Raw genomic sequence first — 13,482 nt, forward strand, 5'->3', positions numbered from 1 at the left:
CCGGCGATTGTGTCTTTCGAGACGTCAGGCCGCTTCGGCCAGCCTCTGGACCGGCGGGTGATCGACCTGCTTCAGCGGCTTATTGCCGGTCAGCTTGCGCATCAGCACGTAGAACACCGGCGTCAGGAAGATGCCGAAGGCGGTGACGCCGATCATGCCGGCGAAGACCGCGACGCCCATGGCGTGGCGCATCTCGGCGCCGGCCCCGGTCGACGTCACCAGCGGCACCACGCCCATGATGAAGGCGAGCGAGGTCATCAGGATCGGGCGCAGGCGCAGGCGGCTCGCCTCGATCGCGGCCTGGACCGGCGTCCTGCCCTCGAACTCCAGTTCGCGGGCGAATTCGACGATCAGGATCGCGTTCTTGGCGGATAGTCCCACCAGGACGACGAGGCCGATCTGGGTGAAGACGTTGTTGTCGCCGCCCGTGTACCAGACGCCGGTCATCGCAGCGAGCAGGCCCATCGGGATGATCATGATGATCGCGATCGGCAGGGTCAGGCTCTCATACTGGGCGGCCAGCACCAGGAAGACGAGCAGAATCGCCAGCGGGAAGACGAGCAGCGACGAGTTGCCCGCCAGGATCTCCTGATAGGTCAGCTCGGTCCATTCGAAGGCGAAGCCCTTGGGCAGCGTCTCCTTGGCGATGCGCTCGGCAGCGGCCTGGGCTTGCCCCGATGAGTAGCCCGGGGCGGCGCCGGCATTGATGTCGGCGCTGAGGAAGCCGTTATAGCGCATGGCGCGTTCCGGCCCGGTATCGTTGCGCACGTTCAGCACGGCGTTGAGCGGCACCATCTCGCCCGATTTCGAGCGGACCTTCAGCTTGCCGATATCCTCGGCATAGGCGCGGAAGGGCGCATCGGCCTGGACGCGCACGGTGTAGGTGCGGCCGAACTTGTTGAAGTCGTTCACATAGGACGAGCCGAGATAGATCTGCAGCGTCTCGAAGACATCGGTCACGGCAACGCCGAGCTGGCGCGCCTTGGTGCGGTCGATATCGGCATAGAGCTGCGGGACGTTGACCTGGAAGCTCGAGAACATGCCGGCGAGTTCGGGCGCCGTCGCGGCCTTGGCCATGAAGGCCTTGGTCGCCTCGTCCAACGCCTTGTAGCCGAGGCCGGCACGATCCTCGATCTGCAGCTTGAAGCCGCCGATGGTGCCGAGCCCCTGGACGGGCGGCGGCGGGAACATGGCGATGAACGCCTCCTTGATGCCGGCGAACTCCTTGTTGAGCTGCATGGCGATGGCGGCACCATTGAGATCGGGCGTCTTGCGCTGGTCGAAGGACTTCAGCCCGACGAAGACGATGCCGGCATTCGAGGAGTTGGTGAAGCCGTTGATCGAGAGGCCGGGAAAGGAGATCGCGTTCTCGACGCCGGGATGCTTCAGGGCGATCTCGTCCATGCGGCGGATGACGTCCTCCGTGCGGTCGAGCGTCGCGGCGTCAGGCAGTTGCGCGAAGCCGACGAGGTACTGCTTGTCCTGGCCGGGCACGAAGCCGCCGGGGATGGTGCGGAACAGGCCGACGGTCAGCGCCACGAGGCCGATATAGACCACCATCATCACCGTCTTGCGGCCGAGAATGCGCTTCACGCCGCCGCCATAGGCCTGCGAGGAGCGGTTGAAGAAGCGGTTGAAGCCGCGGAAGAACCAGCCGAAGACGCCATCCATGACGCGGGTCAACAGGTCCTTGGGCGCATGGTGCGAGCGCAGCAGCAGCGCGGCAAGCGCCGGAGACAGCGTCAGCGAGTTCACCGCCGAGATCACCGTCGAGATCGCGATGGTGAGCGCGAACTGGCGGTAGAACTGGCCGGTCAGGCCGCTGATGAAGGCCAGCGGCACGAAGACCGCGACGAGCACCAATGCGATCGCGATGATCGGGCCGGAGACCTCGCGCATCGCCTTGTAGGTCGCCTCGCGCGGCTCCAGGCCTCCTTCGATGTTGCGCTCGACATTCTCGACCACGACGATGGCGTCGTCGACGACGATGCCGATCGCCAGCACCAGGCCGAACAGGCTGAGCGCGTTGATCGAGAAGCCGAAGAGATACATCACCGCGAAGGTGCCGATGACCGAGATCGGCACGGCGACGAGCGGGATGATCGAGGCCCGCCAGGTCTGCAGGAAGACGATGACGACGAGCACGACGAGCGCGATCGCCTCCAGCAGCGTATGGACGACGGCCTCGATCGAGGCCCGCACGAACTGGGTGGTGTCGTAGACGATCGAGTAGTCCACGCCCTCGGGCATGTTCTGCTTGATCTCCTGCATCACCTCCCGGACACGGTCTGCAATGGCGATGGCGTTCGAGTTCGGGGCCTGGAAGACCGGGACCGCGACGGCCGATTTGCCGTTGAGCAGCGAGCGCAGCGCGTATTCGGCCGCACCGAGCTCGATGCGGGCGACGTCGCGCAAGCGGGTCACTGCGCCCGACGCACTGGTCTTGATGATGATGTCGCCGAACTCCTCCTCACTCTGGAGGCGGCCCTGCGCATTGACCGAAAGCTGCAGGTCGAGCCCGGGCGCGTTCGGCGAGGAGCCGATGACGCCGGCGGCCGCCTGAACGTTCTGGGCGCGGATCTCGTTGACGACGTCGCTCGGCGAAAGGCCGTGCTCGGCCATCCTCTGCGGATCGAGCCAGACGCGCAGCGAATAATCGCCCGAGCCGAAGAGCTGGACCTGGCCGACGCCATCGATGCGCGCCAGCCGGTCCTTGACGTTGAGGACGGCGTAGTTGCGCAGATAGGTCATGTCGTAGCGGCCGTTCGGCGAGGTGATGTGGACCACCATCGTCAGGTCGGGCGAGCTCTTGATCGTGGTGACGCCGAGGCGGCGGACCTCTTCCGGCAGCCGCGGCTCGGCCTGGCTGACGCGGTTCTGGACGAGCTGCTGGGCCTTGTCGGGGTCGGTGCCGAGCTTGAAGGTGACGTTCAGCGTCATCACGCCGTCGGTCGTCGCCTGGCTCGACATATAGAGCATGCCTTCGACGCCGTTGATCTGCTCCTCGATCGGCGTGGCCACCGTCTCGGCGATGACGCGCGGGTTGGCGCCAGGATACTGCGCGCGCACCACGATGGTCGGCGGCACGACCTCGGGATATTCCGAGATCGGCAGGACGCGCAGCGAGAGCAGGCCTGCGACGAGGATCAGCACGGAGAGGACGCCGGCGAAGATCGGCCGGTCGATGAAGAATTTGGACAGGTTCATGGCACGCCCCCCTTTGGAGCGGATGTCTTTGAGACGAAACGCGTCGTCGTCCCGGGCCGGCGCGGCTTTGCCGTTTGCCCGGGACGACGTGGCGTTTGTGTTTGCGGGCTCAGCGTTGGGCGAGTTCGGTCTTGGCCGCGCGCAGTTCGGACTTTTCCGCCATCGGCACGGATTCGGGCGCGACGGTCGCTCCCGGCCGGATGCGCTGCAGGCCATTGACGATGATCCGCTCGCCGGCCTTCAGGCCGCTGGTGACGATGCGCAGCCCGTCATTCGACGCGCCGAGCGTGACCTCGCGCCAGGTGGCCTTGCTGTCGGCGCCGACGACGAAGACGAACTTCTTGTTCTGGTCGGTGCCGACGGCGCGATCGTTGATGACCAGCGCCGGCTCGGAACGGGCCTGCCCCATCTGAACCCGGACGAACTGGCCCGGCATCAGCTTGCCGCCGGGATTGTCGAGCACGGCGCGCACGCGCACCGTGCCGCTGGCGGCGTCGATGCCGTTGTCGACGAAGCGCAGCTTGCCGGTGAAGCTCGCGCCTTCGCTGGTCGCGGTCGTGAGCCTGACCGGGATTTGTTCGAGCGAACGATTGTCCTCCGGCAGCGAGGCCAGGGCGTCGAGCACCGTCTTCTCGTCAGCATTGAAGGCGGCATAGATCGGATCGACCGAGAGCAGCGTCGTCATCAGCGGCGCGCCAGCGCCCGCCGCGACGAGATTGCCGATAGTGAGGTCGAGCCGGCCGATGCGCCCGCTGATCGGCGCGCGGATCTGGGTGTAGTCGAGGTTGAGCCGCGCGGTCTGCTGGGCAGCCTGGGCGGCGCGCAGATTGGCCTGCGCCTCCCGCAGCGCATTGAAGCGCGTGTCGAGATCCTTCTGCGAGACGTTGCGGCTCGCCATCAATTGCTGGCCGCGCTCATTCTCGCCGGCGGCCAGCGCAACCCGGGCTTCCGCCGCCAGCACCTGCGCCTGCGTCCGTTCGAACTCGGCGAGATAGGGAGCTTGGTCGATGCTGATCAGCAGGTCGCCCTGCTTGACGAGGCTGCCCTCGCGGAAATGCACAGCCTCGACCACGCCGGAGACGCGCGAGCGCACCTCGACGCGCTCGATCGCCTCCAGCCGGCCGGAGAACTCGGCCCAGGCGACGAGATCGCGCTGCTCCACGGTCGCGACCGAAACCGGGGTCGCCGGCGGGGCGGCGGGCGGGGTGTCGCCCTGCGCGTGATTGGCGGTGGCGTTGACGATGATGACGGCCGCGAGCGAAACGCTGGCGGCAAGGCCACCCAAAAGGCGACGACGGTTCGTTCCCTGAAACATGGGTCCATTCCTTCCAAGAGATAGACGATGAAAATTGCTGCCGGCAGCGCGCCTAGAGCCGGATCCGATCAGGTCGAATCGACCTGATCGGTGAATCCGTCTCTAATATTTGATAGAGAACGCGTTATCCGATCAGGTTGCATCGCAACCTGATCGGCGCGTGCTCTCGGCGGCGCAGTCAGGGCATAGAATTCAGTGACATGGTTGCATGCCAGACAGAGGCAGGAGCCTTCCTGGGGAGCGCCGGCATAGGCATCCGGCCATTGCGTCGGGCCAGTCTGCACATGGTGGCGGACCGTCACACCCGCTTCCTGCAACCGCGTTGCATAGTGCGCGGCTTCGTCCCGCAGCGGATCATCCTGCGACGAGATCAGGAGCGCAGGTGCGAGGCCCGCCAGCCGCGAGGCGTTGAGCGGAGCCGCGTAAGGGTGAGCCGCCTTGTCCGGCGTGCCGAGATAATCGGTCCAGCCATCGGCCCAGCGGCAGCCGACCGGACCAGCCTCGGCCGTCCGCAGCGAATAGGTGCCGAGGCAGGCATCGAGCATCGGCGAAAACAGGATCTGGCCGGCAAGCTCCGGTCCGCGACGATCACGCGCCATCAAGGCAAGCGCAGCTGCAAGGTTGCCGCCGGCTTCCTCGCCCGCCACATAGAGCGGCGCATGTTTCGAGGCCCAGCGGGCACGGCCCTTGGCGAGCGTCTGGAGCGCGGCATAGGCGGCCTCGAGCGCCTCGGGAAAGCGGTGGCCAGGCGCCAGCGGATAATCGATCGACATGACGATAGCCCCGGCCTCGGCCAGCGCCGTCGCAACCGCCTCGCCTTCCGCCAGCGAACCGCTGCTGAAGGAACCGCCATGGAGATGCAGGACAAGCCCGGCCTCGGGCTCGATCTCGGCCGGGGCATAGAGCCGGGCGGCGAGCGAGCCCTGCGCAGCCGCAATCGTCTCCTGCCGCCAGAAGACGGCGCGCCGGGTACGAAGTTGCGGAAGGGGCGAAATGGACATGGGGCGGCCAATTGGTGTTGCAGTGCAGCGTGATTTAAGTGATGCTCGTGGAGCAATAAATGGCATATTTGCTCATTCATTATTTCCACAGGGAAACAATGACTGAGCGGCCTGGGAGAATGGGATGGACCAGCTCAACGCCATGCGCGCCTTCGTCCGGGTCGTCGAGGCCGGCACCTTCACGCGCGCCGCCGATCTGCTCGACATGCCCAAGCCCACCGTGACGAAACAGATCCAGCAATTGGAGGCGCATCTGCGCGCCAAGCTGCTCAACCGCACGACCCGGCGCGTGACCGTGACGATGGACGGAGCCGCCTATTACGAGCGCGCCCTGCGCGTGCTGAGCGAGATCGACGAACTCGATTCCAGCATGGCGCTGTCGCAGGCCCGGCCGAGCGGGCGGCTGCGCGTGGATTGCAGCACCTCGCTGGCGATGGCGGTGCTGATACCCGCATTGCCCGGCTTCCATGCGCGCTATCCGGAGATCCAGCTCGATCTCGGCCTGAGCGACCGCCCGGCCGACCTCGTCGCCGAAAATCTCGACTGCGCCATCCGCGCCGGCGAGATCCAGGATCAGAGCCTGATCGCGCGGCGCATCGGAGAGATGTACCTGATCACCTGCGCCGCGCCCGACTACATCGCCCGCCACGGCACTCCACACCATCCCAGCGAGCTCGAGGCCGACCACTACATCGTCGGCTACCGCTCCGCCGGCACCAGCCGCACCGTGCCCTTCACCTATGTCGACGCCAAGGAGAGCATCGAGGTCCGGGGGCGCTATATCGTTTCGCTCAACGAGGGCGCCGGCTACGTCGCCTCGGCGGTGGCGGGGCTCGGAATCATCCAGGCGCCGAGCTTCATGGTGCAGGAGCATGTTACCGCAGGGCGGCTCGTGCCGCTGCTCTCGGGCTGGTGCTCGGCGCCGAAGCCCCTGCACATCGTCTATCCGCCGAACCGCCATCTCAGCAACAAGGTGCGCGTCTTCGTCGACTGGCTGGCCGAGCTTTTCGGCAAGAACGACCTGATCCAGCGCAAATCCAGCCTGCCGCATAGCGAGGCCTGCGCGGCCGGTTAGCCGAATACGATCTTCGGTCTGATGCTCCAGCTAAAAGGTCTCGGCCCATGGCCTGAGATCGACCTCCATCGTCCAGGCATTCCTCGGCTGGCGCAGCACATCGAGATAGCTCTGCGCGATAGCGTCAGGATCGAGCGTATTGTCGGAGGCGTCCGGCCGCTTGGCGCTGCGCACGCCGCCATCGATGACGAAATGCGCGACATGGATGCCTTTCGGCCCAAGCTCGCGCGCCGCGCTCTGGGCAAGGCCGCGCAGGGCGAATTTGCCCATGGCGAAGGGTGCCGAGCGGGCAAAGCCCTTGACGCCGGCCGTGGCGCCGGTGAGCAGGATCGCGCCCCGCTCCTGCGGCAACATCCGCCGCGCCGCCTGCTGCACGACCAGGAAGGCGCCGAAGGCGTTGACCGATAGCGATTGCGCCACCGTCGCCGGATCAAGCTCGGTGAGCGGCCCGCGCACGGCCATGCTGGCATTGTAGATCACGATATCGGGCTCGCCGAGCCTGGCCTCAACCTCGTCGAAAAGCCGCGCGACGCCGACCGGATCCGAAGCGTCGGCCGCGAAGACCGATGCGCCGGTCTCCGCCGCCAATGGCGCGAGCTTCTCGATATGGCGCGCGGCCAGCGCGACCTGCACGCCGCTGGCCGACAGCTTGCGGGCGAGCGAGGCGCTGATGCCGGGGCCGGCCCCGACGATCAGCGCGGTACGATAGGGAAAGGCCGTCATGGGCTGGCTCCTGCGACAGGTTCGGTGGGATCAGGCCGCGACGGGCTTCAGGCGCGGCATCGCCGTGCCACGCAGCGTCACCACGAAGGCGGCAGCAAACAGGCAAAGCGCCCCGGCGATGAAGAAGGCCGGCAGATAGCTCTCATAGACCGTCCGGCTGAAGCCTGCGCCATAGGCGGCGAAGGCCGCACCGATCTGGTGCCCGGCAAAAATCCAGCCGAAGACGAGATTGGACTTCTCGCCGAAGCGATCGGCCGCGATCTTGATCGTCGGCGGCACGGTCGCGACCCAGTCCAGCCCATAGAAGACGGCAAAGAGCGACAAGCCGTAGAAGGAGAAATCGGTGAAGGGCAGATAGAGCAGCGAAAGCCCGCGCAGGCCATAATACCAGAACAGCAGCCAGCGGCTGTCATAGCGGTCCGAGAGCCAGCCCGAACCGACCGTGCCGATGAAATCGAAGATGCCGATCATCGCGAGCACGCCGGCCGCCGTCACCGCCGCCATGCCGTAGTCCCCGCACAGCGAGACGAAATGGGTCTGGACGAGACCATTGGTGCTGGCCCCGCAGACGAAGAAGGTGCCGAACAGAACCCAGAAGGTGTGCGTGCGCGAAGCGTCCTTGAGCGCAACTAGCGGCGACATCAGCATGGCGCCGAAACTCGCAGCCTGAGCCGGGGCCGGCACGAGCGCGTCGGCGCCATAAGGGGCGAGCCCGATATCGGAGGGACGATCGCGCATCAAGGCGAGCACGGCGACGACCGCGACGACCAGCATGGCCAGGACGAAGACGAGCGCACTACGCCAGCCGACCTGCTCGGTCAGGCTCGCGAGCAATGGCAGGAAGACGAGCTGGCCCGTCGCCGTGCTCGCCGTCAGCAGGCCAAGCACGAGGCCCCGCCGATGCGAGAACCAGCGCGTCGCGACCGTCGCGCCGAGCACCATGGCGGTGAGCCCGGTGCCGAGGCCGACGACGATGCCCCAGAGCAGCACAAGATGCCAAAGCTGCGTCATGAAGAAGGAGCCGAGGATGCCGCTGCCGATCAGAGTGAGCGCAACGGTCGCGACCCTGCGCACGCCGAAGCGGTTCATGAAGGCCGCCGCAAATGGCCCCATCAAGCCAAACAGCATCAGGCGGACCGCCAGGGCCGAGGAGATGTCGGAGGTCGCCCAGCCGAATTCGCGCTGCAGCGGGGTGATCAATACGCCGGGAGCGCCAACCGCGCCGGCCGTCACCAGCATGGTCAGGAAGGTCACGGCGGCGACGACCCAGCCGTAATGGATTCCGCGTCGCGCCAGCAGCCTCGCGAGCGCCGAGGTCGGGGTCAAACTATCGGCGAAGGACGCCATGGCAGTCTCCTGTTGTGGGTATCTACCCGCAAATTGTCGAGAAAATCAGATCCGATTCAGGATCTCGCGTAGTTCCTGCGTGGCCTTGACGCCCATTCGCGCTTCCAGGGCCGCCTGCGCCGTCTCCCAAAGCGGCGCGGCCTCCTGCAGAACCCGACGCCCCGCCTCGGTCAGCGTCACCGTCGCCTCACGCCGATCCTTGCCGCTGCCGAGCTTCACCAGGCCCATCCGCTCGAGCACGCGGACATTGCGCCCGATCGTCGAGCGATCGAGCTCCATCCGCCGGCCGAGCTCGGTCAGGATGACGGGCTCCAGACGCGCGATCGAGCGCAGCAAGCTGAACTGGGCGATGTTGATGCCCAAGGGCGCCATCGCCTCGTCGTAGAACGCCGCCATCCGCCGGGTGGCGGATCTCAGGACGGTGCAATAGCAATCAATGCTCATGATGCGGGTATATGCCCCTACCATGAGCGAGGCAAGTCCCCGCGAAGCTGGAGCGGCCCTGCAGCACGCGCATATTGCGGCTGCGAGGGTCTCAGCTCAAAAGATGAATTCGTCCAGCGCATCCGCAGGCGCGGCCGCGACGGAGGGCGCCGCTTCCTGATCGGGAATGCCGCACTCAGCCATCACCGCCTTATGGATCGCGCGCTCGGCAGCCATGGTGTAGCTCGGCCAGACATGCTGCTGGAACAGGTCGCGCAGGCAAGCCACCACCCCCTGATCAAGCTCCTCACCCGTCGTGGAACGGCCGAGCTCGTCGGCCGCGGAGGCAATCAGATCACTCATCGCCCCAGTGTTGGAGAAGGACAGCCTCGCCTCGGCAAGAACGCTACAGAAGCCGCTGCCTTCCCGCGCCAACTGATCGAGCGTCGCGCCAAGACGATCACCCGTCTGGCGCATGGCGGAAAGCGAACCGCGCATCGCCTGGTCGAGCGCGGCGAAATGAGCGGCATCGAGCCTGCCATCGCATTTGAGGCCGGCGGCGGCCGCCTGCATCTGCGCAAAGGTCGGCGCCAGGCGATCCGCGTCGCCGGCGATCTGATCGGCGGCGAGTTTCAGCTCCTGGGCGATGACGACGAGGCTGCGCCCACCCGTGCCGATACGGGCCGCGCGCAGGCCCGCATTCATGCCGATCAGCACGATGCTGGTCACGGTGTCGGCCAGATTGGCGACCGTCTGCTGGCAGGTGTCGAGCACCGTCGCGAGGACCTCCGTGACGCGATCGACCCCGGACCGCGCCCGATCGCATTTGCCGAGCAGATCAGAGGCCTGCGCCAGATCGGCCTCGAGATCGGTGAGGAAGGAGGCTGAGCTGGCACCGTCTCCCTGATACAGCGAGCGCACGAGGTCGAGCAGACCTCCCGTGTCGCCGGCGAGCAGCGCCAGCGCCGCCTCGATCGCCTCGGCATCGCCGCCGAGCGTGGCCGCGCTCTCCTGAAGCTGAGCCGATTGCAGTCGGCGCAGCGTCAGAATGCCCGCCTGTCTTTCGCCTTCGCTCAATCCGGCGCCGGCACCGGTCCCTTCCCTGAGCGTTCCGACCAGCCGCAGCCCCGCAAGCGCGTGCTCAAGCCGCTGCCTGATGCTGTCGCCCGATTGCAAGGCGATGATCGCGCCACCGGCGGCGGCCGCGATCCTGCCGGAATGGGTCGCGGCATCATGCGTCAGCGCGACGCTGCGCTGCTGGCGCTCCGCCACGACGGCCAGCGTCTGCTCCAGATTCGTGGCCAGGTCCGAGAGAGCGTGGCCGTAACGTCCGTCGAAATCGCGCTGCGCCGCAAGCGCTGCGCCGAGCAGGCCGCTCAGGCGCTCATAATCGCGGGCACAAGCCTGGATGGTGCGCTGCGCCTGCGTCGTCAAGGTCATGATCTCGCTGGTGAAGTCACCGAAATCGCGCCCCGCGGCCTGTATCGAAACGGCCTCGATCCGGGCGCTGCGGGCGAGGATGGTGATCAGGCGCATATGGTCGAGCAGGCGATCCAGCGCCTGGGAGGCCGCGTTGCCATGCTTCGCCAGCTCCCGCAGCGTCGCCGTCTCGCCCTGGAGACCATCATTGATCGCTCGCAACTCGCCGGCGAGCCCGGCCAGGGCCGCGCCGGCTTGGGCGATCTCGCTGCCGGCCAATTCGCTCGACAAGGTCGACAGCCGCTCCTTCAAGGTCTCGAACAGGCTGAGGCCCTCGCCGAGCTGCCGGCCAGCCGTGGCGAAGGTGAGATCGATCTCGCGCGCGCTCCCTTCCAGCGAATGGATCAGCATCGGCAGCACCGCATCCCCCTCAAGCATCACACCCCCACGCATCCCGATGCCGACCTCAAGCGCTTCGCGCATTTCTCACGCCCCCGCCAAAGTCGCATGCGGCCAAGCCATGATCTCCTGCGGCACGCGCGCAAGCTTGACGATGCGCTCCGCCGCGCCGAGCTCTATCGCTTCCTTGGGCATGCCGAAGACCACACAGCTCTCCTCATCCTGCGCCAAGGTCCTGGCGCCGGCCTTGCGCATCTCGAGCAGGCCTCGGGCGCCGTCATCACCCATGCCGGTCATGATCAGGCCGAGCGCGTTGGCGCCGGCATATTGCGCCGCCGAGCGGAACAGCACGTCGACGGAGGGACGGTGGCGCGAGACATGCGGGCCGTCCTTGATGGCGATGCGATATTGCGTGCCGGAGCGCTGCAGCAGCATGTGGTGGTTGCCCGGTGCGATCAGGACGCGGCCGGTGGAGAGCTCATCGCCATCCTCGGCTTCCTTGATCTCCATCGCGCAGATGCCGTTCAGGCGCTTGGCGAAGGCGGCCGTGAACTTCTCGGGCATGTGCTGGACGATGGCGATGCCGGGGCAGAGGGCGGGCAGCGCCTGCAGCACCTCGCGCAGAGTCTCGGTGCCCCCGGTCGAGATGCCGATGCAGACGATGCGGTCGGTCGCATGCCGGACACGGCCCGGCACCGGCGGCGGCATGATGACATCCGCGGTCAGCTTCTTCTCGACGGGAACGCGCGCCTCGCGCAGCCGCACACGCGCCTGCGCCGCCGCCCGAACGGCATGGCGCAACCGGTCGGCGGTCTCCATCAAGGCGTTGCGCGTGTCGATGCGCGGCTTGGGCAGGACATCGACCGCACCGGCTTCAAGCGCATCGAACAGCGCCTTGGAACCGGCCTCGGTCAAGGTGGAGCAGATGATCACGGGGATCGGCCGCTGCGCCATGATCTTGCGCAGGAAGGTGAGCCCGTCCATGCCCGGCATCTCGATATCGAGGATCATGACGTCGGGCAGCTCGGTCTGCAGGCGGCGCGCGGCGGCGAAAGCGTCGGCCGCCGTCCCCATCACCTCGATGCCGGGGTCTTCGCTCAGGATCGTACTGAGGACCTGGCGCACGGAGGCGGAATCATCGACGATGAGGACGCGGATGGGCTTGCGGGTCATGCCGCCGACCTCCCGAGCGCTGCCGGGTAGGCCTGATAGATGGTCGGCACGACCGATCTCAATCCGGCGATGCCGCCGCCGGCCATCGATTCCGAATGGCCCAGCATCAGATAGCCCCCCGGCCGCAGATGCGAGACGAGGCGCGCCAGCACGGCGGCCTGCGTCGGTTTGTCGAAATAGATCAGCACATTGCGGCAGAGGATCACATCGACGTCGCGGTCGAACGGGTAGCTGTCGTCCATCAGGTTCAGATGCTCGAAGCGGACCCGCCGGCGCAGTTCCGGCGCAACCCTGACCAGATCCAGATGCGTATCCTTCGAGCGCATCAGATAGCGCTGCTGCATGGGCGCTGGCACCGGCGCTACGAAGGGACGCGGATAGATCGCGGCCCGGGCCTCACGCAGCACTTCGGTCGAGATGTCGGTTCCCAGGATCGAGAAGCGCAGCTCCTTGCCGGCCTTTGCCCGGCCGGCATTGACGAGGTCCTGCAACACCATGGCGGCGGTATAGGCCTCGGCCCCGGACGAGCAGGCGGCGCTCCAGAGCTTGAGGTTCAATGGACCGGGTCCCTGGCGCTGGGCGAGCTGGGGCACGGCGACATCGCGCAGAAACTCGAAATGGCTCGGCTCGCGAAAGAAGTCGGTCTTGTTGGTGGTGACGCAATCGATCAGCTGGACCAGCTCGCCATCGAGGCCGCCATGCTCGAACAGATGCGCGCCATAGGCCGCCAGGCCCGAGAGCCCCAACGCCCGCACGCGCTTGCGCAGCCGCCCCTCCACCATGGTGCGCTTGGTCTGGGGCAGCTTGATGCCGACGCGCGTCTCGATGACCGCTACGATCGCCGCGAAATGCCTGTCGGTCAGATGATCATAGGTTTCCGGCGTGGCGGGCTTCATCGTGTCAAGCCGCGCTCTCGGTGGCCAGGCCGGCAAGCACCGGCAGGTCGTCCGATTCCATCAGGCGCTCGAGGTCGAACACGACGATGAAGGCCTCGCCCTTGCGACCGATGCCGGCGATGTAGTTCGACTGCCAGCGGCCGCCGACATCGGGAGCCGCCTCAGTATGGTCGTCATCGAGCCCTGTAACCTCGAAGACGCGGTCGGCGACGAAGCCGACGCCCAGCGTGCGGCCCTTGACCGGCACGTCGAGGATGATGATCCGGGTGGCGTCTGTCGGCTCCATGCGAGGCAAGCCGAGCTTGGTGCGCAGATCGACGATCGGATAGCCGGTGCCGCGGACATCGATCATGCCGAGCAGGAAACTCGGCGCGTGCGGCAGCTTCGAGACCGGGCGCATGTCGAGGATTTCCCGGACATTGCGAATATCGATGCCGAACAGCTCCTGGTCGATGCCGAGCGTCAGATATTGGGCGGTGTCAGCCATGATGGCCTCGCGATGAT

The 13,482-nt window shown here is 66.6% G+C and carries 11 protein-coding genes; 1 reads left to right on the forward strand and 10 read right to left on the reverse strand.

Going from position 1 to position 13,482, the window contains the following annotated elements:
* Positions 1 to 24: 24 nt before the first annotated feature.
* From ACSQ3P_RS13275 to ACSQ3P_RS13285, 3 genes are all read right to left on the reverse strand, one after another.
* Positions 25 to 3,207 carry an efflux RND transporter permease subunit gene (locus ACSQ3P_RS13275; RefSeq protein WP_436165994.1) on the reverse strand — a complete coding sequence of 1,061 codons (3,183 nt, stop codon included), beginning with the start codon at positions 3,205 to 3,207 and terminating at the stop codon, positions 25 to 27.
* Between the two features lie 109 nt (positions 3,208 to 3,316).
* Positions 3,317 to 4,522: an efflux RND transporter periplasmic adaptor subunit gene (locus tag ACSQ3P_RS13280; RefSeq protein ID WP_436165995.1), complete on the reverse strand. Its 1,206-nt coding sequence runs from the start codon at positions 4,520 to 4,522 to the stop codon at positions 3,317 to 3,319.
* 68 nt (positions 4,523 to 4,590) lie between these two features.
* The gene (locus ACSQ3P_RS13285) at positions 4,591 to 5,523 is read right to left on the reverse strand and encodes an alpha/beta hydrolase fold domain-containing protein (RefSeq protein ID WP_436165996.1); all 933 of its coding nucleotides are present in this window, start codon (positions 5,521 to 5,523) and stop codon (positions 4,591 to 4,593) included.
* Positions 5,524 to 5,647: 124 nt separating this feature from the next.
* Between ACSQ3P_RS13285 and ACSQ3P_RS13290 the strand changes: the two genes are divergently transcribed.
* Positions 5,648 to 6,598, forward strand: coding sequence for a LysR substrate-binding domain-containing protein (locus ACSQ3P_RS13290; RefSeq protein WP_436165997.1), 951 nt, complete (start codon positions 5,648 to 5,650; stop codon positions 6,596 to 6,598).
* Between the two features lie 30 nt (positions 6,599 to 6,628).
* Here ACSQ3P_RS13290 and ACSQ3P_RS13295 read toward each other — a convergent pair whose 3' ends face one another.
* The 7 genes from ACSQ3P_RS13295 to ACSQ3P_RS13325 all read right to left on the reverse strand — a co-directional run bounded on the left by ACSQ3P_RS13295 (position 6,629) and on the right by ACSQ3P_RS13325 (position 13,465).
* Positions 6,629 to 7,321, reverse strand: coding sequence for an SDR family NAD(P)-dependent oxidoreductase (locus tag ACSQ3P_RS13295; protein ID WP_436165998.1), 693 nt, complete (start codon positions 7,319 to 7,321; stop codon positions 6,629 to 6,631).
* 30 nt (positions 7,322 to 7,351) lie between these two features.
* A complete protein-coding gene (locus ACSQ3P_RS13300) occupies positions 7,352 to 8,668 on the reverse strand; it encodes an MFS transporter (protein WP_436165999.1) in 1,317 nt (438 codons plus the stop codon).
* Between the two features lie 45 nt (positions 8,669 to 8,713).
* Positions 8,714 to 9,112, reverse strand: a complete 399-nt coding sequence (locus ACSQ3P_RS13305) for a MarR family winged helix-turn-helix transcriptional regulator (protein WP_436166000.1) — start codon at positions 9,110 to 9,112, stop codon at positions 8,714 to 8,716.
* Between the two features lie 96 nt (positions 9,113 to 9,208).
* Positions 9,209 to 10,993, reverse strand: coding sequence for a hypothetical protein (locus tag ACSQ3P_RS13310; RefSeq protein WP_436166001.1), 1,785 nt, complete (start codon positions 10,991 to 10,993; stop codon positions 9,209 to 9,211).
* A 3-nt stretch (positions 10,994 to 10,996) separates the two neighbouring features.
* Positions 10,997 to 12,082: a protein-glutamate methylesterase/protein-glutamine glutaminase gene (locus tag ACSQ3P_RS13315; protein ID WP_436166002.1), complete on the reverse strand. Its 1,086-nt coding sequence runs from the start codon at positions 12,080 to 12,082 to the stop codon at positions 10,997 to 10,999.
* Complete coding sequence (locus tag ACSQ3P_RS13320) at positions 12,079 to 12,978, reverse strand: CheR family methyltransferase (RefSeq protein ID WP_436166003.1); 900 nt, start codon at positions 12,976 to 12,978, stop codon at positions 12,079 to 12,081. The genes ACSQ3P_RS13315 and ACSQ3P_RS13320 overlap by 4 nt, the downstream gene beginning before the upstream one ends.
* 4 nt (positions 12,979 to 12,982) lie before the next feature.
* Entirely contained in the window at positions 12,983 to 13,465 is a 483-nt protein-coding gene (locus ACSQ3P_RS13325) for a chemotaxis protein CheW (RefSeq protein ID WP_436166004.1), read from the reverse strand.
* Positions 13,466 to 13,482 lie beyond the last annotated feature (17 nt).

It is taken from the genome of Allobosea sp. LjRoot9, assembly GCF_964252745.1.
Taxonomy (GTDB): Bacteria; Pseudomonadota; Alphaproteobacteria; order Rhizobiales; family Beijerinckiaceae; genus Allobosea.